This is a genomic window from uncultured Aquimarina sp. (assembly GCF_947492405.1).
In the GTDB taxonomy this organism is placed as follows: domain Bacteria; phylum Bacteroidota; class Bacteroidia; order Flavobacteriales; family Flavobacteriaceae; genus Aquimarina.
Window position 1 is genome coordinate 403,948 of sequence record NZ_CANLMP010000003.1, and the last position, 21,633, is coordinate 425,580.

Annotated in this window: 21 protein-coding genes; 9 read left to right on the forward strand and 12 right to left on the reverse strand. The window is 33.5% G+C overall.

Translation table 11 applies throughout. From position 1 onward, the window contains the following. Window positions 1–72: 72 nt before the first annotated feature. A complete protein-coding gene (locus tag Q0829_RS13315) occupies window positions 73–837 on the reverse strand; it encodes a DUF4145 domain-containing protein (protein ID WP_298543644.1) in 765 nt (254 codons plus the stop codon). 529 nt (window positions 838–1,366) lie between these two features. Between Q0829_RS13315 and Q0829_RS13320 the strand changes: the two genes are divergently transcribed. From Q0829_RS13320 to Q0829_RS13345, 6 genes are all read left to right on the forward strand, one after another. After that, the gene (locus Q0829_RS13320) at window positions 1,367–2,059 is read left to right on the forward strand and encodes a uracil-DNA glycosylase family protein (protein WP_298543646.1); all 693 of its coding nucleotides are present in this window, start codon (window positions 1,367–1,369) and stop codon (window positions 2,057–2,059) included. 135 nt (window positions 2,060–2,194) lie between these two features. Beyond that, window positions 2,195–3,940 carry an FAD-dependent oxidoreductase gene (locus Q0829_RS13325; RefSeq protein ID WP_298543650.1) on the forward strand — a complete coding sequence of 582 codons (1,746 nt, stop codon included), beginning with the start codon at window positions 2,195–2,197 and terminating at the stop codon, window positions 3,938–3,940. Window positions 3,941–3,952: 12 nt separating this feature from the next. Continuing rightward, the gene (locus Q0829_RS13330; RefSeq protein ID WP_298543652.1) at window positions 3,953–5,704 is read left to right on the forward strand and encodes a thiamine pyrophosphate-dependent enzyme; all 1,752 of its coding nucleotides are present in this window, start codon (window positions 3,953–3,955) and stop codon (window positions 5,702–5,704) included. Window positions 5,705–5,731: 27 nt separating this feature from the next. Then, window positions 5,732–6,868 carry a nucleoside hydrolase gene (locus Q0829_RS13335; protein WP_298543654.1) on the forward strand — a complete coding sequence of 379 codons (1,137 nt, stop codon included), beginning with the start codon at window positions 5,732–5,734 and terminating at the stop codon, window positions 6,866–6,868. 57 nt (window positions 6,869–6,925) lie between these two features. After that, window positions 6,926–8,836 carry a LodA/GoxA family CTQ-dependent oxidase gene (locus tag Q0829_RS13340; RefSeq protein ID WP_298543657.1) on the forward strand — a complete coding sequence of 637 codons (1,911 nt, stop codon included), beginning with the start codon at window positions 6,926–6,928 and terminating at the stop codon, window positions 8,834–8,836. Continuing rightward, a complete protein-coding gene (locus Q0829_RS13345; protein ID WP_298543660.1) occupies window positions 8,823–9,935 on the forward strand; it encodes an NAD(P)/FAD-dependent oxidoreductase in 1,113 nt (370 codons plus the stop codon). The genes Q0829_RS13340 and Q0829_RS13345 overlap by 14 nt, the downstream gene beginning before the upstream one ends. 46 nt (window positions 9,936–9,981) lie before the next feature. Here the strand turns inward: Q0829_RS13345 and Q0829_RS13350 are convergent, their stop codons facing one another. Next, on the reverse strand, window positions 9,982–10,563 hold the full coding sequence (locus Q0829_RS13350; protein WP_298543664.1) for a DUF1287 domain-containing protein: 582 nt from the start codon (window positions 10,561–10,563) through the stop codon (window positions 9,982–9,984). 211 nt (window positions 10,564–10,774) lie between these two features. On the opposite strand from Q0829_RS13350, the gene Q0829_RS13355 reads away from it, so the two are divergent. Then, entirely contained in the window at window positions 10,775–12,037 is a 1,263-nt protein-coding gene (locus Q0829_RS13355) for a hypothetical protein (RefSeq protein WP_298543667.1), read from the forward strand. 213 nt (window positions 12,038–12,250) lie between these two features. Here Q0829_RS13355 and Q0829_RS13360 read toward each other — a convergent pair whose 3' ends face one another. From Q0829_RS13360 to Q0829_RS13375, 4 genes are all read right to left on the reverse strand, one after another. Next, window positions 12,251–12,529: a DUF6576 domain-containing protein gene (locus tag Q0829_RS13360; RefSeq protein WP_298543670.1), complete on the reverse strand. Its 279-nt coding sequence runs from the start codon at window positions 12,527–12,529 to the stop codon at window positions 12,251–12,253. A 91-nt stretch (window positions 12,530–12,620) separates the two neighbouring features. Continuing rightward, the gene (locus tag Q0829_RS13365) at window positions 12,621–13,274 is read right to left on the reverse strand and encodes a response regulator transcription factor (RefSeq protein WP_298543672.1); all 654 of its coding nucleotides are present in this window, start codon (window positions 13,272–13,274) and stop codon (window positions 12,621–12,623) included. Beyond that, the gene (locus Q0829_RS13370; protein ID WP_298543675.1) at window positions 13,264–14,016 is read right to left on the reverse strand and encodes an ATP-binding protein; all 753 of its coding nucleotides are present in this window, start codon (window positions 14,014–14,016) and stop codon (window positions 13,264–13,266) included. Before Q0829_RS13370 ends, Q0829_RS13365 begins: the two co-directional genes overlap by 11 nt. A 670-nt stretch (window positions 14,017–14,686) precedes the next feature. Beyond that, on the reverse strand, window positions 14,687–15,355 hold the full coding sequence (locus Q0829_RS13375; protein ID WP_298543678.1) for a hypothetical protein: 669 nt from the start codon (window positions 15,353–15,355) through the stop codon (window positions 14,687–14,689). Between the two features lie 269 nt (window positions 15,356–15,624). On the opposite strand from Q0829_RS13375, the gene Q0829_RS13380 reads away from it, so the two are divergent. Both Q0829_RS13380 and Q0829_RS13385 read left to right on the forward strand, forming a co-directional pair. Continuing rightward, window positions 15,625–16,395 (forward strand): hypothetical protein, encoded by a 771-nt coding sequence (locus Q0829_RS13380; protein WP_298543680.1) that lies wholly within the window; start codon window positions 15,625–15,627, stop codon window positions 16,393–16,395. A gap of 50 nt (window positions 16,396–16,445) precedes the next feature. Then, complete coding sequence (locus Q0829_RS13385) at window positions 16,446–17,285, forward strand: hypothetical protein (RefSeq protein WP_298543682.1); 840 nt, start codon at window positions 16,446–16,448, stop codon at window positions 17,283–17,285. Window positions 17,286–17,354: 69 nt separating this feature from the next. Here the strand turns inward: Q0829_RS13385 and trpA are convergent, their stop codons facing one another. Genes trpA through Q0829_RS13415 form a run of 6 tightly spaced genes read right to left on the reverse strand, consistent with a single transcriptional unit; the run spans window position 17,355 to window position 21,611 of the window. After that, window positions 17,355–18,116, reverse strand: coding sequence for a tryptophan synthase subunit alpha (gene trpA, locus Q0829_RS13390; protein ID WP_298543685.1), 762 nt, complete (start codon window positions 18,114–18,116; stop codon window positions 17,355–17,357). A 47-nt stretch (window positions 18,117–18,163) separates the two neighbouring features. Continuing rightward, window positions 18,164–18,463 (reverse strand): GIY-YIG nuclease family protein, encoded by a 300-nt coding sequence (locus Q0829_RS13395; protein WP_298543688.1) that lies wholly within the window; start codon window positions 18,461–18,463, stop codon window positions 18,164–18,166. A gap of 56 nt (window positions 18,464–18,519) precedes the next feature. Beyond that, window positions 18,520–19,701, reverse strand: coding sequence for a tryptophan synthase subunit beta (gene trpB / locus Q0829_RS13400; RefSeq protein WP_298543691.1), 1,182 nt, complete (start codon window positions 19,699–19,701; stop codon window positions 18,520–18,522). 54 nt (window positions 19,702–19,755) lie between these two features. Further along, window positions 19,756–20,430: a phosphoribosylanthranilate isomerase gene (locus Q0829_RS13405; RefSeq protein ID WP_298543694.1), complete on the reverse strand. Its 675-nt coding sequence runs from the start codon at window positions 20,428–20,430 to the stop codon at window positions 19,756–19,758. Beyond that, a complete protein-coding gene (gene trpC, locus Q0829_RS13410; protein WP_298543696.1) occupies window positions 20,427–21,212 on the reverse strand; it encodes an indole-3-glycerol phosphate synthase TrpC in 786 nt (261 codons plus the stop codon). Before trpC ends, Q0829_RS13405 begins: the two co-directional genes overlap by 4 nt. Window positions 21,213–21,233: 21 nt before the next feature. After that, entirely contained in the window at window positions 21,234–21,611 is a 378-nt protein-coding gene (locus tag Q0829_RS13415) for a four helix bundle protein (protein ID WP_298543697.1), read from the reverse strand. Window positions 21,612–21,633: the final 22 nt, after the last annotated feature.

Below are 21,633 nucleotides of genomic sequence, written 5' to 3' on the forward strand. Positions count from 1 at the left end.
CAGCAAATATACAAGAACCTCTGGATTATCACTTAACTGCTATGACCACATACTTGGTGTTACCACACGTATTTATTTTTTCATTCTGGGTTTATTTCGATCAACAATTTCGTTAGCCAAATCTGCTATTCTTTTAGCTTTCTTTACGTACGCAAATTCGATCAACTGTTCTAATATTTCGTAAGCATCTAAGATATCCTCAGGTTGTACCTCTCCTATATGACTCCCTTCGTTTCCAATTATTTTTAGCGCAAGTAAATGATTTGCAATATTTTTATTTTTTAATCCATAATGCTCAATTCTCTGATGAAGTGTTTTGAATTTGTGTATTTTTCCTGCTTTTGTTCTCCTCCATTTAGCAGCTTTTAAATCATCCAAGATTAACTCTATTGAATTTCGTAATCTATTTGCGCAGGATGATAAATCATCAAAATAGTTCGAAAAAGAAAGATTTATTTGTTGAGAAACATTTGAAGTAATCTCTTTTGGTAGTTCAAATAATTTTAAATTTGGGTAAAAATATTTCGGATAATAGGTTGAAAATCTATCTTCTAACATTTGCCCATCAGGCAGTTCTTTCCCATAGACAATGTCTTTCAAGCATTGTCCACTAATAGTAACTAATTCATTGCAATCAGCATTTTTACATTTAAGAATACCACTGAATACGTGTTCAATTCCGTTTGGATAATTATAGTATTCCATTTCATCACCTCTTGGGGTGATTTTTGTTAAAATTCCATTTAAATTTAGAACTCCAACTTTACAAGTAGGGCAGGGATAACTTTTAGGGTTATCGTGATTAAAACTTCTATCGTTCCAAATTTCTCTATTCACTTTTATTATGTGTGGTAACAATGTTATATACGTACTAGTACGCATATTTCTTTTATATATTCAATTATAAACGATTACAAACGTATAATAAACGTTTAATTCTACGGTTAATTTTTATATAGATTCTAAAAATACCGTAAAATTCCCCATATAACAAAATTGTGTAGCGATTCTATGGAGTAACTACTTAATACTTAATAGTTGGATTGTTAGATTATTTAGAGCTGGATGGATCTCGATATATCCGCCCAAGGCGGACACTCGACCTGACGAGTTTTAGGTTTCGGGTTTCGACACCTGTCCGCCTCAGGAGGACCGCTCAACCCTCAACCCTCAGACTTCTGTACTTACTATTCATTATTCATAAATAACATCCCCCTAACCCCCTTCGAAGGGGGAATTTCGAACTTCGTGGTGAATCTCAATTTTATTAACTCCTTACTACTTAATACCAACTACTATCTTAAAAATCTTACTACCTTCGTAAATCGTAAATCGTAAATCGTAACTCATAATTCCTAATTCCGTATTGTTCCAACACACCCATCCATACGAACCTTTTTTTCCAGAAGGAGCTACTAAACTCATAGTAGGAACCTTGCCACCACCACGATTTACTTCGGGAGCATTAAAAGAAGGAGACGTTGATTTTTGTTATGGCAGTATCAGCGGATTGCTATGGCCTGTTTTGGATCGTATTTTTGATTTAAAACTAAAATTCGAAACCACCCAGGAAGCTGTAGCGCAACGTAAGAATTTCTTAGCCTCTCGCGGGATAGGAGTTTGTGATATCGTCCATAGTTGTAAACGAGATAAAATTGATGCATCAGATCTAGGGATGCAACATATACAATTAAGAGATGTGGTATCATATTTACAGCAATACCTTAAAATCGATACACTTCTATTTACAGGAGGTAATAGTAAAAATGGACCAGAATATTTCTTTAGAAAACATCTTAAAGAATACCAATTACAATTATCGTTAGTATCTAACAACATTCCCAGAATACATCAATTCACACTTCCCTCAAAATTATTATCTCAAGCGGAATCGAGAGACCATTCAAACAGAATCATACAAACAGTTTCTTTAACCGCTCCATCTGGAGCAGCAAATAGATCTATAGGAAGTTTACAATCCTATAAGGACCAGAAAAATCAAAACCCAGCATTTAATACTATAGATTTTAGGGTGATGCAGTACCGAGAATTCTTTTAACTGTATTTTTCCCCTAATTTCCCGTATAAATACCTATTTCATTTCGTCCTGATATGAAGTAAATTGTAGTATGCTTAAGCATAACATACATCATATTAATTCCCTGTGGTTTATCACCGCACTAAAACACTTTTCATGAAAACATACTTACATAGTTTATTAGATGAGGACAATGATCCAATCGTTCAGAAATATTTAGAATATATTAAAACAGGATTTCCCAAAGCTAAAGGGAAGAAAAAAGATGTACTGGTTGTAGGAGCGGGAATGGCAGGAATGGTTGCCGCCTCTGCCTTAAGACAGTCTGGTCATAATGTTACCATCGTAGAAGCAAATACTCGAATTGGCGGAAGGGTAAAAACTTTTAGAAATACCGAAGGTAAAAAGTACTGGGAAGATAGTTCTTTATATGCCGAGGCAGGAGCTATGCGCTTGCCCAACTTTCATTATATGGTTTTGGAGTATTGTAAGCAACTTAAGGTTCCATTAGAACCATTTTATTATGTTTCTGTAGACAAAGAAGAGGCACTAAAAAACAAAGAAGAAAATTATGTGAATTATGAAAAAGATAGTGCTACTTTTCCAGAGAAAACATTCAATTCATTTTTATATGTGAACTATGAACAAGTAGCTCAAAATGAATATTATAAAGAAGGTGCTGATATTAATAAATTGTTGGATTATCATGTGCAAACAAATAAGGATCCAAATGTTCCGGACGAAAACCAGACTGCCAATGTATTACTAAACAATGCATTACAACCACTTAAAGATTTTATCGCTATTGATCCGGTAGCAAACTGGCCCAAACTGATCGAGAAATTAGGAGAATACTCCATGCGTCGCTTTCTGAAAGAATTTACCAATTATTCGGAGAATGCTATAGAAATGATTGCAGTCATTCAGAATCTAGAATCACGCATGTCCTATGATTTCTTACAGAGTTTTATAGAATCTAATATTATCAAAAATGACACGGTATTTTGGCAGGTAGTTGGAGGAACGGATGTTATTACGGAGTCGTTTTATGAAAAACATGAGTTAAAGGATATCACTCATCTTGATACGAGAATGACTGATCTTTATCTAAGAGATGGAAAAGTAAGAATCTCTACAGAAATAGAAATCAAACGAGATCCATCCTATTATGAAAAGATAGGGTATAAAAAACAGGAAGTACCCGTAAGTGAAATGGAATTTGATGAGGTTATAGTTACGATACCCTTCTCAGCATTCAGAATGGTGCATGTGTGGCCTAAATTTTCTCAGGACAAAAGAAAAGCAATTAGAGAACTGCATTATGATGCAGCCACCAAAGTGTTGATAGAATTTAAAGAACGATGGTGGGAAAAAGCTCCATATAATATTGTGGGAGGAGGAACCATTACTGATTTATCCAATCGTTTTATCTATTATCCAAGTCAGCATATTAATAAAGAAGGAAATGGATTAATGTTAGCGTGCTATTGCTGGGCAGACGATGCCAGAAAGTGGGATTCTATGAGTCACAAAGACCGTTATATATATGCATTAGATAATATAGCCGTAGCGCATGCACCAGATAATTTAGAAGAACAAAGAAGAATTAAATCGCTATCTGTGTTTAATCCTGATGCACCAGAAGATCCAGCGTATGTAGATGGAATAAAAGGAGCTGCTACTGTAGCTTGGATGCAAAATCCGTATGCCTTTGGCGAGGCAGCCATTTTTACACCTGGACAATTAAATTTATTACAGGGAGCTATAGAAAAACCTGAATGGGAAGGAAAAGCACATTTTGCAGGAGAACACACATCCTTAAAGCATGCGTGGATAGAAGGAGCCATCGAATCTGGTATTCGAGCAGCATTAGAAGTAAATGAAACTCCTGTAGAATTTTAAAAATCTAGTGTCATGAGCAAAATAACAGTAGCAAAATATCTACAACTTCGACTTGAAGAACTTGGATTAGATACAGTTTTTGGTGTTGCAGGAAACTATTCAGCACCTTTTCTAAATACAATTATTGAGGATCCAAAAGCTAAAATTAAGATTATAGGAAATACCAATGAAATAAATGCAGGACATTGTGTAGATGCGTATGCAAGACTAAAAGGTATCGGAGCAGTTGGTGTTACGTACGGTGTTGGCGCCTTTAGTGTTTTAAATCCAGTAGCAGGATCCTACGTAGAACACAATCCTGTTTTAGTTATTAATGGTGCTCCCACAAATGCCGAACAATCAAAAAACCTTGGAGAAGGATTGATGGCTTCGCATATGACTGGAGATATGTATAGTAATATTAATGTGTTTCGGAATGTAACTGTCGCAGCAGAACAAGTTACAGGAGGAGGAGAAGCGCCTTATAAAATAGATGCTGTCTTAAATGCTATGATTAGTTATGGTAGACCTGTGTACTTAGAAGTTTTTGAAGATGTTTGGAGATCAGAATGTGATATGCCTGATCGGCCTATTACCCGAAAACATAGTGAACTATGTATCTCTACTGCAAAAAGTGCTGCCGTTGCTACAGCTGATTTAATCGAAGCAAAAGACAAACCAATTTTTTGGGCAGGTGTAGAAATTCAGCGTAAAGGGCTTCAAAAGAAATTCTTACGACTTGTAGAAGATACGGGTATTGAGTTTACGACTTCTATTATGGGGAAGTCAATAGTTTCTGAAGATCATCCATTATTTAAAGGTGTTTTTAATGGGAACGCTTCTCCGAATGATGTCTATGAACGATTTACGAAAGCAGGATCTAAAATAGGAATAGGAGCGTGGACAACAGGTAAAAATCTGGGTGGATTTAATATTTGGGATGATAATACCGTCTTAGCGAATCATTCTGGAATTAGAGTAGGTGCAAAATTCTATGCAAACATGTCGTTAGAAGCATTTATAGATGCACTTAGAGAAGAATTGATGCAGCGTAAAGAGAAATTCAAAGGATTTTCTATGGATGCAGCGATCAGTAATGGACTAAAAAAGTCAGCACAAGTTCAGACTTCGGATGAGTTGACATATGATCGGTTCTTTACAAAAATGAATAGTTATATCACTGCTGCTAATACGGTGGTAGTTGATGCAGGATTCCCTTTGCTGGGAGCTCAGGGATTACATAGAGGTGAACCAAATACATTTATTGCACAGGCAAACTGGCTGTCTATTGGATATTCTGTGCCTGCAGCAATAGGAGTTAAATGTGCTGCACCCGATCAGAGAGTGATGGTGTTTGTAGGAGATGGCGCTTTTCAGGAAACCTGTCAGGCAGTTTCGACCCAACATCATCTAAAGCATAATACTGTTGTATTTGTACTAGACAATAAAATATATGGTATAGAGCAAATGTTAGTGAACCCAAATCCATTTAGAGGAAAAGACAAAATAGACTATCCTCAGGAAGATCTGAATAAAGTGTATCCTTATAATGATTTGAATAATTGGAAATATGCAAAACTTACGGATGCTTTCGGAGGGATTGGACTAGAAGTCAAGACACAGCAGGATCTGGATATAGCATTGCAGCAGATTGATAAATATCCTAATGATAATTTTATCGTACACGTTCATATTCCTAAAACCGATATCCCGGATTCAATTGAATATAGAACTAAAAAAGCAGGAGAAGACGAAACTTTAAACCCAGATTGGTCATTATGCTAATTAATCAAAACTAAACGAACTTTATACATGAGTGAATACCCAAAATTAACAGAAGAGCAGATGAAAAATCTGTTGCAATTACCTAACAAAAGAAATAAACCATTAAGAGTAGTTGTAGATACTGATTTTGACAATGAAATAGACGATTTTTTTGCATTAACCTGGTTATTATTACCTCATGAAAATATTAAGGTCGAAGGGATTTATGCAGCACCTTTTTCATTTTTAGAGCGATTAAAAGCTTTACTAAGAGCAAATGATCTTATCAAAGCGGCACCAGATAATCTGACAGAAGAGGAACAGGCGTTGGTAGATAAATACAAAGGACAAATAGATGCTATAGAAAAACTAGGGATTACTCCAGAAAGCCTTTTGGATAAAGGAAGTCATGTGGCGATGACGCCTGAAGAAGGAATGGAAAGTAGTTATGATAAGTTACTCGAATTTATGAAGCTTTTTGACAGACCAGAGATTCCTATTTTAAAGGGCGCTACACATTATTTAAAAGATGGTTGTCCCGTGAGGAGCGAAGCGGTTGATCATTTTATAGCATTGGCGCGTAGCGCTTCTATCGATGATCCAATTTATGTGATGGGTATTGCCTGTGCTACCAATCTGGCTTCAGCTATAATGATAGCGCCGGATATTATAGATAAAGTAGTATATACCTGGACAGCAGGTTATCCAACCAATGTAACGGATTTACAAAATACTTCTTTCAATTTATCACAAGACATAGAAGCTTCTCAAATATTATTTAGCAGTGGTGTTCCTCTAGTTTATATTCCTGGATTTTATGTCGGTCAACAATTAACCTTATCTCAGGCAGATATGGAAGCTTGGTTCAAAGACTCAGGTCCGATAGGAAAAGCACTTTATAATCGATACATGAACAACCCTTTATTTACCTGGTATGGAAAAGATAAAAACAATCTTTTTGGACAAATCTGGAATATTTGGGATTTGATCAATATCGCTTGGTTCATAAACCCAGGTTCAGTTCCATCTCATGTAGTGCCTTCTCCAATATTAACAGAAGAAGGGTATTGGAAACCAGAAGAGCCTAGTCATCTGATTAGAGAATGTTATTATACAAATTACAACAGTATTTTTCCTGCATTTGCAGAACAGTTGAAGGCTTATGAAACTAGTAAGAAAATATAAACGAATTGAAATTAGAGATTCACAAGAATAAAAAATAAAAACTCAAAACCTATCCAAATGATTAAAAATGAAATTAGTAGTGTAGCTATTTATCCTCCAATCGGCATTGCACGTATAGGCAACTCATCAGAATATTTTATGGCGTCAGAAGTTCCGGGAGTAGCACCAGATCCCGAAGGAGGCTATAAAGATGCGGACGGTCGTGTTAAAAAACAAGTGGTACGTTACAGAGTGTATGCCTTTAATGAATCCGGAGAGGTTCTTGGTGAAATCACAGCAAAAGAAGCTACTATTCAATGGCATATAGAGGTCGCGAATATAAAAGCTGCTTGGTATCAGTTTAATAATGCATTGGATTTACCACAAGCAGGTATCCCTTCTGCATATAGAAACGAAAAAGTCACTGATGATGATCGAAAACAATTAGCAATTACTCCATCTCCAGTACAAATATCAGGTACGAGCATACAGGATGAAAAAAACAGCTTTGCTGATGGAAAGTTTTATGGAACACCAGTGAATCTTGGACATGTAGAAACTGATGAAGCTGGACGATTATTGTTTTTTCCAGGTAATGGAGATGCACAATCTAAGGATAATAAACCTGCTATTACCTTTGCTAACAATGATGGATGGCATGATGATACTTGTGATGGAGTAATCAGAGCAACTGTACATATTGGAGATACTGTTTTAGAAGCTACACCTGCAATGGTCGCTGTTACACCTCCTAATTTTGGACCAGGATTGTTTGGAGTTATTACGATGAATGATGTAGTACAAGACCTGTTTATTAGAGAAATGGGATATCCAAACCCATCTGAAGATGGTGTTGTGTTTTGGGATCATATTTATCCAATATTAGGACGTATGACCGAAACTCAGTGGGTAAATCAAGGGTTCTTTATGTTGTTCGGAAAAAATTCTCCCTCCGATTTTACGAATACGACATTGCTAAAAACTCTGCAAGATCCTTCTGACCAATCTGCCAGCGAAAGGGAGCGTGTGTTTAATTGGTTTAGAGATCCGGATTCTACAGAATATACACCTACCAAAGTTCCTCCGTTTTATGGAGATGGTTTTGGAGAATATGAAAAGATTGCACTCGTAGATTTGCCGATTACAAGAACGCAATACCAACGTTTAAAAAAATGGGCACAAGGAGATTTTACAACAGGGAAACCAGTAGTTCCAACACCTTTTTCTGAGCAAACGTTGGATGAACAGCTACATTCTTTAAATCAAGCTCCATTAGAAGAATGTTTAGGAGGTCCTTTTCATCCAGGAATAGAACTTACTTGGCCTATGAGAATAAAACGAATGTGGGAAAAACCATATCGTCTAAATGTAGTCGATAAAGGAGAAGCTACAAGATTAGATTTTGGACCATTACTATCTCCAGCAATTGCATTAGGAGCCGATGGCCCTTTGTCAAAAAGTGGTCCGGGATCTTTAACCAGATGGTTAGGTGTGCCTTGGCAAACCGATGAAGCTAGCTGTTTGTCAGGTTATGATACTTCTACATATTTACCATTGCCTTCTTTTTGGGCAGCTCGTGTTCCTAATCAAGTATTAAGCGAGCAGAGTTATTTAAGGATGCAAGATGGAGACGTAAATATTGCGCAACGATTAAAACATTTTGATTATAGACAAGATTGGCTTCGTGATTTTGGATCTAATTATCAGAAAAAAATCAATCTTATGATTAGTGAATGGCATGAACTTGGAATTATAGCTAAAGCTGAAGATGAGATACCAAATAATAAAGAAGGATATCTTCCTGATGTTTCCTGGAAAGAATCAGATCGACATTTTACAGGTGGAGATCCTACCTTTGAACAAGTAATTTATGCAGAAAAAGAAGATATTCCGGCATTAGAGAGTGTAAAAGAAAGTGGGTTATTAAGAAAAGGAATAGCTCCAGAAAGAACTAGAGCCAGAAGAACATTTAGACGTGACGAAAGATAATTCTTATTATAAAGTTGTTATTGTAGGGGGCGGTCCAGCAGGGATCGCTACCTCTCTAACATTGTCCTCAATCGGAATATCAAATTGTATTATAGAAGCAACGATCGAACCAACAAAAAAATGCGGAGAAGCAATACCTCCTAATGCAAAACCAATTCTAAAACAATTAGGGATTCAACATTTGATAGAACATCCAAGGCATATAAAATATTATGGTAACAAAGTTTGTTGGGGGTCTGAAAATTTAGAACAAAAAGAATTTATTCGAGGAATACATGGATACGGATATTTGTTAGATCGTTTGTATTTTGAGAAGCAATTAAGAAAACAAGTTAAGAAGAATGGAACCGCTTTTTATGAAGGATATAAATTAAATACAGTTTCCAGAAGTAAGTCTGCGATTGAGGCAGTCATAAGTAATACTCAAAATGAAATAACCATCAATGGATCTTACATTGTAGATGGAACAGGACGTAAGGCATCAGTTTGTCGTAAATTGGGAATTTATAAAACAGCTATCGATTCGCAATTTGCAATTACATTTAGTGTAAAAACTTTATCGATCATTGCGAACGAAATTATGGTGGAGACTACAGAAAATGGATGGTGGTATGTAGCGCCAGAGGGTAATGATCAGTATACATTAATGTTTTTTACGACCAAAGATTTGATTCCGAAGAAAGAAGAATTAGAAATGTTTCTAGAAAAGGAATTATTGCATTTGAAGCATATATCCAAAATTTTGAACCCGATGACTTGTAATTTCGAAAAGATAAGGATTATGCCTGCGGGGACTAGTTGCCTTGATATACCATATGGAGATCGATGGATTGCCGTTGGGGATGCAGCTTATGCGTATGATCCTGTTTCTTCTTATGGAATTACATCTGCACTCGCTTCAGGTTTTTATGCTGGAAAAGCATTAGCAAGTTATTTTTTAGGTAAAGAAGACGCCATGTTAGTGTATCGATATATTTTAGAAAATGCATTCCAATCTTATATGGAGAAATTAACAAAATACTATTCAACAGAGACAAAATGGAAAGAAAGTACGTATTGGAAATACAGGTTTTTCGATCTTTACGATAAAACGATTTAAAGTATATCAATAGTACGATGTTTGTTTTAAAAATTATAGGAGGTCTTTATTTCTTGTAGCGATAATGTCCAATAATTTTATAGTCAAATAAACAATCAGCTAACACTTGTCCACCTCCGATATTATGAACTATTAAATATCGTTGTTGATCTTCAGATTTTTTATCAACTACTAATCCAATATGAGTAAGTCCTCCTCCTAGACTCCAGCATACAACATCTCCTGGAAGATAGTGTTGTGCTTTCTTAGAAATAGGTTTCACTTCGCCAAATCGGGAAAAGAACGTCATAAGATTTGGAACTCGTCTATGATCAATATTTTTATCAGTTTTTGATAATCCCCAGTTTTTTGGATATAAGCTAAAATTAGCTTTCATATCTTCATGTACTTCTTTTTGGAGATCAATACCTAATTTTCGATATGCTCTGATCACTACATCTGTACACACTCCTTTATCACTTGGTACATCTCCATTAGGATACTTGATAGAAAAATAAGCAGGATCGTACGTTACGTCTTGTGTAGTTAAGGATATGGAAGCATCAGATAGGCGACTATAAAAATCTTCCTGAGCAAAAAAAGTAGAATAAATTAGAACGAAAAGTAAAAAGGTGATCTGCTTGTTCATATAGTTATATTTTGAGTACGTTAACAAAATTAATTTTTTATTATTAAGAAAAATCTTGCATTATAGTATATTAATTCTTTTTTTTGATGCTGATTAAAAATAAGCTAATTACGTGATAAATCGTATAGGTTTATTTTGTCCCCCTAATCTTCTTTTCTGGATATACCTCTTTTGCGAAGGTGACTAAGTAAAGTTACTACGATATTTCGTTATGAGAATTTACCATTTATTTATTTTTTTCTATTGTCTGTTAACAAGTTGTTATGCCCAACAGATAGATATTGACTTTTCTAGAAATGGATTACTGCTATTCAAAGAATTAGGAATGGTTTCTTCTCATATTATTGATTTTGATGTTATTGAAGATGATAAAATCAACGTCCTTTACGAAGCTGATGCTAAGAAAAACCTGGTACGACTTTATAAGAACGGAACAAAAGATATTGAGTTTAATATAACTTCTAGTAATTTAGATAATCAAAATACGATACCCGTAGCTATGAGTGCTAAATCGGATGGGAGCATTTTAGTATTATCTAATTTTTGGAGTGGGCATAGTTGGATGATTTCTATTAATGGATTTTATGAAGATGGAAATATTAATAATGAATTTGGAAGTAGCGGAGTATATAAAAAGAATATACTGGATAATTTAGATGATAATTATGGTCAGTATATTTATGCATCATCCAGTGATGAAATAATTGTTGTTGCTAAAGTTAGAGGGTTTAGCCCTTCGAAAAAGGAAGAAAAAATTGCTATCCTAAAGCTTTCTGATATAGGAGAAACGCTATCGTCTAGTCTATATGATGATCATCATTTTACATTAAACTGTTCAGCGATGGAGGATGACTATTTGTTATTGGGATATTCTGAGTCTGTAGATAATGGAGAAGAGCAATCAACTTATTTAGCAGGGTTTGATAGTCGTCAAATGGCATCTAACAACCTCTATTGTCTTACTATAGAAGAAGATTATCAATCTTTTGATCATATTGTTTTATCAAATTCAAAACTATATACATCTCAAATAGAAAATGAGACAGAAGGTGTATATCGCATTCGTAAATATGGAGAAAAAGGAAATCTGGACACTTCATTTTTTGATGCTGGAACAATGGGGTACAGTACAGATATTTATAATACTGATTTTGTAGTGAATCAGGAAGGAGAAGTATTTGTTATTTCTAAGAGTTTAGACAGTGAATTCGAAATATTGATCAAAAAACTATTAAGCAATGGAGATATAGATACTGACTACGGTGCTGATGGAGTTGCTTCTATTTCTCTGAGATATCCAATTCTTGATCTTCATAAAATACGATTAGATAAAAAAAACGAATTATATATTTCTGGAGCTCTTGGTATTGATGGTGATTCTTATGGTTTCATCACAAAACTTAAACTTAATGTACAGCAATTAAAAAGAGAAAAATTAGAAAAATTCTTGGATAATTTATTTACAAAAGAATAACGATATTATTTAGACGATTTTACTTAAAATTTATTGATAATCAGTTTTTATAAGTTTAATTAGATCCTTCTCCTTCTGAAAGAAGGCTAGGATGAGGGTTTTTAATAGTGAACACCATCACCTTAATCCTCTCCCTCAAGGGAGAGGAAACTCAATATTTTAATTATAAGAAATTTAGTGTGAATTTTAACCGTAAGCTATATCGAACTCAAGTTATTTAGAGAGTTCTTTTAACCTTTCTTTTTCTGATTTACTAAGTTTATCAATTCCCTGATTGTTTATTTTATCCAATAATCGGTTTAATTCTTTTTCTTTTTCGATTTTATTCACGTTGTAACGATCATCAATATCCAGTAATCCTTCTGGTTTTTGTTGGATAGTTTTTTTGAATTGTAAAAAATCAGGCTTTAACCATTTGATAAAAACAAAAATGATAATAATGGCTATTATTAAAGGAATAGATATAAAGCTTATTAATAAAGTAGGCGACATAATATATAATTGTAAAACAGTGTCGAAGAACAAATCTTATAAAGATCTAAAGATTAAAAATAATAATTATTTATTCGAAATATATTTAATTTCATCCGTTTTTTTCTGCTAGAAACCCATTTTTTATCGCGTAAACTGCTAAACCAACTCTAGTTTTAAGTCTTAATTTGGAAAATAAACTATCTCTATAATTTTCCACAGTACGGGGACTACAGAACATTTTCTCAGCTATTTCTTTATAACTCATTTCTGTGGTTGAGTATTTAAGAAATTGCATCTCTCTATCGGATAATTTAATGTTGTTAGTGTCATCGGTTTGATCAGTATTTAGAGAGTCAAAAACTTTAATAGAGGCCCATTCAGGAAAGTATCTCCCTTTTTTGACAATCATTTCTAGAGATTGTTCCAATTCAGAAGGTTGAACATTTTTTAACATATACCCTTTTACTCCATTTTTGATCATCTTTATCAAACTGGCATCATCATTCTGCATACTAAGTGCCATGACTAAAATATCAGGGTAATTGCTCTGCAACCACAAAGAGGTTTCAAAACCATCCATCTCCGGCATGCTGACATCCAATAGAATAATATCTGGTTTGATAGAAGAAGGTAGCTTTTGTTGTAAATCAACTCCATTTTCGCAAGTGTATATTACATTAAAATTTTTGAATTTTGAGATGATTTCTGCCAAAGCGTCAGCAATAAGGATATGATCATCTACAATAACAATATTATGCTTCATAATTGGTCAGTTCTAATGTTAGTTGTGTTCCTTGTTCAATTTCACTAGTATATTCAAGTTTTGCCCCTATCAATTCCGCTCTTTTTCTAAAATTTTTTAAACCGATCCCTTTTTCTACAGAGGTGTTTATGTTAAAACCAATTCCATTATCCTTTAATGATAATACAATAGTACCTTCATTTTTATCCAGATTGATTGTAATTAAGTCACATTTAGAATGTTTGATACTGTTTTGTACAAACTCCTGAATGATTCTAAAAACAACAGTTTTAATAGCATTAGTGTTTAGATAGAGTTTCGTATCATACTCAAAATTAATATTACATTTATTAAGGTTGTTTATTCTAGTGCATAATTGTTCAATTAAAGAAACAATATCATTATTCTGAATATCATTATTAGTCAAAGATTTAGAAATTTGCCTTAGTTCTTCTAGAGAATCATCAATAATTTCATTTATAGATTGAATCGAATTTCCTTGAAGCTGATCAAAATCTGCAATGGGTAATTGTTTTAGATACAAACTAGCTAAAGTCAGCTTTTGCCCAACACTATCATGTATTTCTTGACCAATATGGCTCATAGTATTGGTTTGAATTTCCATTTGGGTTTTAAGAAGTTCCTTCTTATGGGTTTCATCCTTATATTGAAGTTGTTTGTTATGCTCCTTTTTCTTTATTCGATATTGGTATATAAATAATACAATCCCTGCAACAAAAGCCACAAAGATGATATTAAACAAAATGAGCATTATTTTAAACGATGTTTCCCCCATATAAATGAAATTGCAAATAGTGAGTACATAATTATATTAGCTATCAAAAAGTATGCATAGTAAATTGTCCAAATTTCTCTATACTGGTTCCGTAATAGTTGATAAAAACAAAACAAAGGAAAAGTACCAATGTATAAAAGAATTACGCCAAGATTTATATAAAACATTTTATTATGTCTAAAATACAGTATGCTGTCATTCTTAATTTGTTTCAAAAACTCTAGCAGAACTAAAAAAATTAAAAATATAGTTCCAATGCTAGGATTAAGAGAGTAAACCACATACAATTTTTTAAAAAATAGCTGTATTGGAAGGTAAGTAAGCAAATACAATACAGTACAAACAATAAAGGTTTTTTTGCGATTTAAAGATTTAGCTCCATATAACCAAAAGAAGAAAATGTACTGTAAAGGTATACCAAAGTAGGCATAGTAATATTGTTTTATTTTAGGATCAAAATTTGTAAAAAAATGCCAAAAGATTTCTTGTATAGCTATCACAATCAAATAATATATGAAAAATCTCCAGTAACTCTTTTTTAATCTGGGGAGATAAATCAATCCTACTATTGCAGCAATAATTTCCGCTAATAATAGGACTGGTTTTAAAATATAATAATAGTCGGGCATGATTTATATTAAAAAGATTCTCCACTGCCATCAGCTGGAGGGATTAGACTTCCATGATTTTGAGCTGATGTGTTATAATCAGGATCTGATCTTTTAGTAAGTGTTAGAGCAGGAATTGAATTTGTAGTATTGGTGGATTGGTATTCAGAGAATAAACTCATTTTTTCAGTATAAGTTTCTTTGTGTAAAGGGTTGAAATCCATATGCACTCCTTTTTTAAGTAATGTTGGTATCATAACTAAGGTATGACGTTGTTCAAATTTTTCTGTTACTGAGTCATTCAAAAAATCTTTAAGATCATCATATTGATTACTCCATGTTTCTATTTCTGGATAACGAGAATAATACATACGTAAACCTAAACTTTCTTTGGAAACGCCATTTCTTTTAGCATTGATCTCCACATGATAAATAAATCTTTTTAGGGTTTCTAATTCAAATGATATAGAGTGTGCGTCATCTTTCATTGCAGCTTCAATATGCTTAAGCTGATTTTGTTTATAGCCGTTAGTCATGTTATGAAGAAGATTGACCTTTAGTTTGCTAAAAGTTTCATTCGCATAATTCATACAAATAGTGTCCTTTTTAGTGGAGGACAGAAAATTTTTAGGAGGATGAAAATAAGCATAAGTGATAAAACCAATGGCTACGGTAACTAAGAGTATTGTTGAAATCATTTGTTTGGTGGTTTAAAGATTGAAAATAATTATGTACTACAAATAACGAAAATCTATTGTTGTATTGGTAATAAAAAAGAACCTGATTTAATAGGGTTAAACAACCTAAATAATAAAGGTTGATAAATTAAGAAGTTAAGGTTTTATAGGGGCAATCGGGGTCCTTAAAAAACTTGAATTTTGTTCCTGTTAACAAAAAGTAATCACAGTGCACGGTGATCGAGGAAACCGAAAATCGCAAGAGTAGGGAAATCTTAAAACTATTTATTATGAAAAATCTTAAAACCATTACACTATTAATTATTACAAGTCTTTTGTTCTTTACAAGTTGTGAAAAAGAAGAAGACGGATTCGTAGAAGAAGTTAAAGGGGAACAAAAGACCGAAAATACAGTAATAGAGGTAACTCATAACTATACTTACAAAAATGAAAAATTCTCTGTAGTCTATACATTTGATACCAAGGGAGAAGAAGTACTAAAGGTTGAAGGTAATATTGAAATGGCAGAAGAAGTCTTTGGAAAAGAAAATCCAGAACAGGCATTGTATTTCCCTATAAAGGAGGCTGAATCAAAAGATGTCATTGATATTGTTGTATTTGACTCATTTGAAGAGCTAAAAAGATACCAAAACGAAGAAGAGAATGCTTTTGTCAATTTCCAAAGTCAAAAAAACAAGTCTTTTTGTTATGATCATACTGTGAATGGTGAAGCTACTGTAAGATTCTATCATGATATTTTTTTACAGAATGAAATGACTTTTATTCGTCAGAATAATATCTCTTTTAGACAAGATTTTGACTTAGGTGGATTGAATGATAGATTATCATCTTTTGAAGTAAGGAAGCAATTTGGGAGTACTACTTCAGTATATCTATTTGAACATGGCTGCTTTAGAGGGCGTAGCTATACCTTTAATTTTATGCCTAGTGTGGCTCATGCTGCGGTATTTGACTTAAGAACAGCTACTTTATCAGGTTGGTGGTTTTGGAGAAAATCATGGAACGATCAAGCTTCTTCTTTTAGAGTATGGGATAGATAGTCACAAAAAAATGAAATTTCTAACAAGAATAACTTTTAAAAATACAAATCATGAAAACTAAATTAATAACCGTTATATGTGCAATTTTTACAATAATTGCTTGCACAAATGATAACGAAATGCACGAAGAAGTTCAACAAAAAGAGTCTATCGTGGATCAGATGACTAAATTATCCGAAAGATTTTTTATAAATGATTTTGGAAAAAAAGATACGGATTGGAAAAAAGTCGCAATAGCGGATGTTGCAGCAGGAGCAGGAGAATCTGCAGATCCTAGTTCTACAGTTCTTTCGGTTACACTAGTAGCAGCCGCAGCATCTGTTAAGGAATACAATAGCCAGCAAGGTACTTTAACTAATATTGATCCAAATGGTTCTACAACTGGACAAATTGATCCTAACCAAACAAATCCATATGATTCCTATGGGTATTGGCATTATGCTGCTATAGATAATGTGTTAATAGATTCAGAGCTATATCTAAAAGGAGAAGACTTTGATAATGAACAGTTTTATGAAGCGACCAAAGAGTTTCTTTTAGATAATAATGTGGGAGATTATTCTGATTATGAAAATTTCTCTCTAGACGAAGCTAACGAAAAACTAATGTTTAGCAGTGATTTATTAGAAACTTATGGGCTGTTAGGAGGATTAGAATATAAATTTGAAAAGGGCTTTATTACGGAATTGGTTTACGAGATCCTTAAGCCGTATTATAAGATTCTCGAAAACTCAAATAATATTCAAGAGTTCGTAGATTATTCATTGCAGGCAGAAGAATTAATTGTTAATAGCATTTTGGAAAGGAAAGACAAACAAGTAGTGCTTTCTACCATGGCTACTGCTCGCTACGGAATGCAGTATTGGTCAAAAGAGTTTGGAGAGTATTAATTATATTTTAAGGTAATTAATTGATAAACCGGAAGAATCTACTTCCGGTTTTTTACTAATAAATTTATCCTATCTAATTCCTTTTATAAAATTATCAATACTTTCGACTCCATTGTTAGTTAAGTTGTTGATAAAGGCTGATCCGATAATTGCACCTTTAGCAGTTTTTGTGGCTTGCGTAAACGTTTCATTATCACTGATACCAAATCCTACAATCTGTGAAGCTTTTAAGTTCATGTTTGCAATACGTTCAAAATAAGCTTCTTGGGTGTTTCCGAAGCCAGATGTAGATCCTGTGACACTTGCAGAACTAACCATGTATATGAATCCATTAGATACACTGTCTATGAATCTAATTCGTTCTTCGGATGTTTGTGGAGTGATTAAAAATACGTTGATCAATCCATATTTTTCAAAAGTTTCCTGATACTGTTCGTGATATTCTGCAACTGGTAGATCTGGTATTATCAATCCATCAATGCCAATTTCCTGGCATTTAGCACAGAAAGCTTCTACACCATATTGCATCATTGGGTTAAAGTATCCCATAATAATTAGAGGAATCTTTACCGATTGACGAATATCCGCAAGTTGTTCAAATAATAGTTTAGTAGTCATCCCATTCTTTAGAGCTACTGTAGAGCTTTCTTGGATTGTAGGTCCATCGGCTAGTGGATCACTAAATGGTAATCCGATTTCTATCATATCTACACCACTTTTCTCAAGATCTTGAATGATTTTTTTGGTGTCATTAAGTGATGGATATCCAGCCGTAAAATAAATGGATAATAGTTTTTTATCTTGCTCAAGAGCTGTATTAATTCTGTTCATTGAAAAATTTATTTTTTCATTTCCGCGAAGGCGGAAATCTTTTAACTTTAATAAAATCGACTAGAAAGATCATTCCAATCAGGATTTAGATCATTGATGAGGTTAATTTTCCACTCGCGATTCCATTTCTTTATTTGTTTTTCTCTTTTGATTGCGTTATTAATATAAATAGTTGTTTCAAAATATACCAACTTATTAATATTATATCTTTTGGTGAAACTTCCAGAGATTCGACCCTTGTGCTGTTTTAATCTCTTCGTTAGGTTATTCGTCATTCCAACATATAGCACGGTATGATTTTTATTAGTTAAAATGTAAACATAAAATATAGTTTCATTATTGGACATTCGAATATACTTTAGAGATTTCCGTCTACACGGAAATTGACAAAGCAAGCTTGTTTCTATAACTTAAAATAATCAATATAAGTATTAAGATCTTTGTCTCCTCGTCCAGAAAGACTGATTACTACAATGTCATCTGGTTTAAATTGTTTGTCATTAAATATTGCCAAAGCATGCGAGGTTTCTATAGCAGGAATAATACCTTCTAGTTGAGACAATTCTAATCCTGCGGTCATGGCATCATCATCCGTTACCGAATAGAATTCACCGCGACCTGTTTTATATAAATGCGAATGTAATGGACCTACACCAGGATAATCTAATCCTGCAGAAATAGAATACGGTTCTGTAATTTGTCCATCAGGTGTTTGCATCAATAGGGTTTTACATCCATGGATAATGCCTTCCTTACCTAATTGGGATGTAGCAGCACTTTCTCCACTATTAACTCCTTTTCCTGCTGCTTCTACTGCTATGATTCCTACACTTGGTTCGTCTAAGAAATGGTAATACGTTCCTGCAGCATTACTCCCTCCACCAATACAGGCTACTACATAATCAGGGTTTTCTCGTCCTTCTTTTTCTTTTAATTGCCATTTAATTTCTTCAGAAATAATGGATTGAAATCTTGTCACCATATCAGGATAAGGATGCGGTCCAATAGCAGAACCAATAATATAATGTGTGTCAACAGGATTGTTGATCCAGTCTCTAATCGCCTCGTTAGTGGCATCTTTTAGCGTTTTGCTTCCTGATTTTGCCGGTCTTACTTCTGCACCAAGCATCTTCATACGAGCTACATTAGGAGCTTGACGTTTGATATCAATCTCGCCCATATATACGATACATTCAATTCCCATTAGTGCACAAACTGTTGCAGTAGCAACTCCATGTTGTCCCGCTCCCGTTTCTGCAATGATTCTGTTTTTCCCAAGTTTCTTAGCAACTAGAATTTGTCCAATCGTATTGTTTACCTTGTGAGCTCCTGTGTGATTAAGATCTTCTCGTTTCAAATAAACTTTTGTGTTATGTTTTTCTGAAAGACGTTTTGCGTAATATAAAGGTGATGGACGTCCTACATAATCTCTTAGTAATTGATCAAATTCTTCTTTAAAAGAAGGTTCGTTCATAATGTTGAGGTACGTAGATCGTAATTCTTCTACATTAGGATATAACATTTCAGGAATATAGGCTCCGCCAAAATCTCCATAATATCCTTTTTCGTTTACTTGATAACTCATATTAGTTTACAGTTTTTAGTTGATGGTTGGTAATTTTTAGGTGTCAAAAAACCATTATTGATCAACAGACAACAATTTTTTAAATTTTTCTAAATCTTGTATATTTTTTAATCCTGGTTTAATTTCAAACTTACTATTTACATCAATGCCATATATCGGTAAATCTGTTTTTAGAATTGCTTTTATTTCGTCAACTTCTTGTAATCCAATACCACCGCTTAAAATAAACGGAGTAGAGGAATTGTAATTGTTTAAAACACTCCAATCAAATGTATACCCATTGCCACCTTTTTCTTTTCCTTTGGTGTCAAAAAGAAAGTAGTCTACAATGCCTTCGTAAGGCTCTAATATTTCAAAATCGAATTGATCTTTAATAGAAAAGACTTTGAATATCTCGACTTCGCTCGATGTGACAGTCAAGGCTGTCTGGTCGAGCGGAGTCGAGACCTCTTTTAATTTTTGTGATAATGCTTTACAATATTCTACAGATTCATTTCCATGTAATTGTATTGCCTTAAAATTGTGGATTTTTACTTTTTCTAAAACAAAATCAATGGAGGCGTCCACAAAAACTCCAGTTTTTTTAATAGTTTCTGGTAGTACAGGAATATCTTGATCGAAGTTTCTTGGAGATTTTTCGTAAAAAATGAAGCCAAGATAGTCTGGTTGCATTGCTGCTACAGCTTCAATGTTTTCTTCATATTTCATTCCACACACTTTCAGTTTCATTTTTGTAAAGCTTTTATAAATTCCACAGCACTAGCACCTGGATTTTCAGTTTTCATGAAGTTTTCTCCAATTAAAAAACCTTTATAATCATATTGTTGTAAGTCTTTTATAGCTTCAATACTGCTAATGCCACTTTCTGAAACTTTTACAAAATCATTAGGAATATGTGTACTTAATTCTTTGCTTACGTCTGTACTTACTTCAAAAGTTTTTAGGTTACGATTATTAACTCCTAACATATCTAATGAAGGCATCACAGATTTTTCCAGTTCTTCCAGATTATGGACTTCTAACAATACATCCAGAGACAAACTCTTCGCAAATTTTGATAATAATTTTATCTCATCCCTAGATAATACTGCTGCTATCAATAGTATAACATCAGCACCATATGCTTTGGCTTCTAATAATTGGTATTCATCAATAATAAATTCTTTGCGCAGTAAAGGCATAGTTGCAGAAGCTCGAGCTAATAATAAATCATCTAATGATCCTCCAAAATATTTTCCATCTGTTAGTACAGACATTCCACAAACTCCGGCTTCCTGATACCCCAAAGCTACGTCTTGTACGCTAACTTTTTGGTTAATTACTGATTTAGAAGGAGATCTACGTTTATGTTCAGCAATGATGCCTGTTTTGCTATCTCGTAAAGCCGATGCTAAGGAATTAGTTTGCCGGTCAAATAACACTGAATTTTCTAATTGACTTACTGGAATTAGGCTTTTTTTAAGTGCTACTTCTTTATGTTTATCAGCTACTATTTTATCTAGTATGTTCATTATATGGTTAATCGTTTATTGTTAATGGTTGATGGTTTGTTTAGTTTTTAATGTTTTGTAATAGTTTATAAAACCATTTAATAATTTTTTACAACCAATAATCTGATCCAATAATACTTTATGTTCTTTCTCTTGAATATAATTTTGATCTAATGCAAGATATAATTGAGTTTCTAATTCATATAATGATCCTCTGGAAATATAAAAAAAATGAATACTATCTTTTGGAGTTCTTCTTCCGCAACCCTCTGCAGTATTAGAAGGTATAGAAACTACACATTTTCTTATTTGACTGGTTAAACCATAGGTTTCATCTTTTGGAAATGCTTTTGATATGTCATAAACATTATTCACTAACAATCTAGTTTCCTTCCAAACTTTTAATTCGGTATATTCCATACTATCAACTATCAACAGGTAA

Excerpts from the sequence above, each read along its gene's own strand:
- Q0829_RS13325 (WP_298543650.1), top strand. The coding sequence starts at position 2,195 with ATGAAAACATACTTACATAGTTTATTAGATGAGGACAATGATCCAATC.
- Q0829_RS13380 (WP_298543680.1), top strand. The coding sequence starts at position 15,625 with ATGAAAAATCTTAAAACCATTACACTATTAATTATTACAAGTCTTTTG.
- Q0829_RS13340 (WP_298543657.1), top strand. The coding sequence starts at position 6,926 with ATGATTAAAAATGAAATTAGTAGTGTAGCTATTTATCCTCCAATCGGC.
- Q0829_RS13415 (WP_298543697.1), bottom strand. The coding sequence starts at position 21,611 with ATGGAATATACCGAATTAAAAGTTTGGAAGGAAACTAGATTGTTAGTG.
- Q0829_RS13375 (WP_298543678.1), bottom strand. The coding sequence starts at position 15,355 with ATGATTTCAACAATACTCTTAGTTACCGTAGCCATTGGTTTTATCACT.
- Q0829_RS13330 (WP_298543652.1), top strand. The coding sequence starts at position 3,953 with ATGAGCAAAATAACAGTAGCAAAATATCTACAACTTCGACTTGAAGAA.
- Q0829_RS13365 (WP_298543672.1), bottom strand. The coding sequence starts at position 13,274 with ATGAAGCATAATATTGTTATTGTAGATGATCATATCCTTATTGCTGAC.
- Q0829_RS13350 (WP_298543664.1), bottom strand. The coding sequence starts at position 10,563 with ATGAACAAGCAGATCACCTTTTTACTTTTCGTTCTAATTTATTCTACT.
- trpA (WP_298543685.1), bottom strand. The coding sequence starts at position 18,116 with ATGAACAGAATTAATACAGCTCTTGAGCAAGATAAAAAACTATTATCC.
- trpB (WP_298543691.1), bottom strand. The coding sequence starts at position 19,701 with ATGAGTTATCAAGTAAACGAAAAAGGATATTATGGAGATTTTGGCGGA.
- Q0829_RS13335 (WP_298543654.1), top strand. The coding sequence starts at position 5,732 with ATGAGTGAATACCCAAAATTAACAGAAGAGCAGATGAAAAATCTGTTG.
- Q0829_RS13385 (WP_298543682.1), top strand. The coding sequence starts at position 16,446 with ATGAAAACTAAATTAATAACCGTTATATGTGCAATTTTTACAATAATT.
- Q0829_RS13355 (WP_298543667.1), top strand. The coding sequence starts at position 10,775 with ATGAGAATTTACCATTTATTTATTTTTTTCTATTGTCTGTTAACAAGT.
- Q0829_RS13360 (WP_298543670.1), bottom strand. The coding sequence starts at position 12,529 with ATGTCGCCTACTTTATTAATAAGCTTTATATCTATTCCTTTAATAATA.
- Q0829_RS13405 (WP_298543694.1), bottom strand. The coding sequence starts at position 20,430 with ATGAAACTGAAAGTGTGTGGAATGAAATATGAAGAAAACATTGAAGCT.
- trpC (WP_298543696.1), bottom strand. The coding sequence starts at position 21,212 with ATGAACATACTAGATAAAATAGTAGCTGATAAACATAAAGAAGTAGCA.
- Q0829_RS13395 (WP_298543688.1), bottom strand. The coding sequence starts at position 18,463 with ATGTCCAATAATGAAACTATATTTTATGTTTACATTTTAACTAATAAA.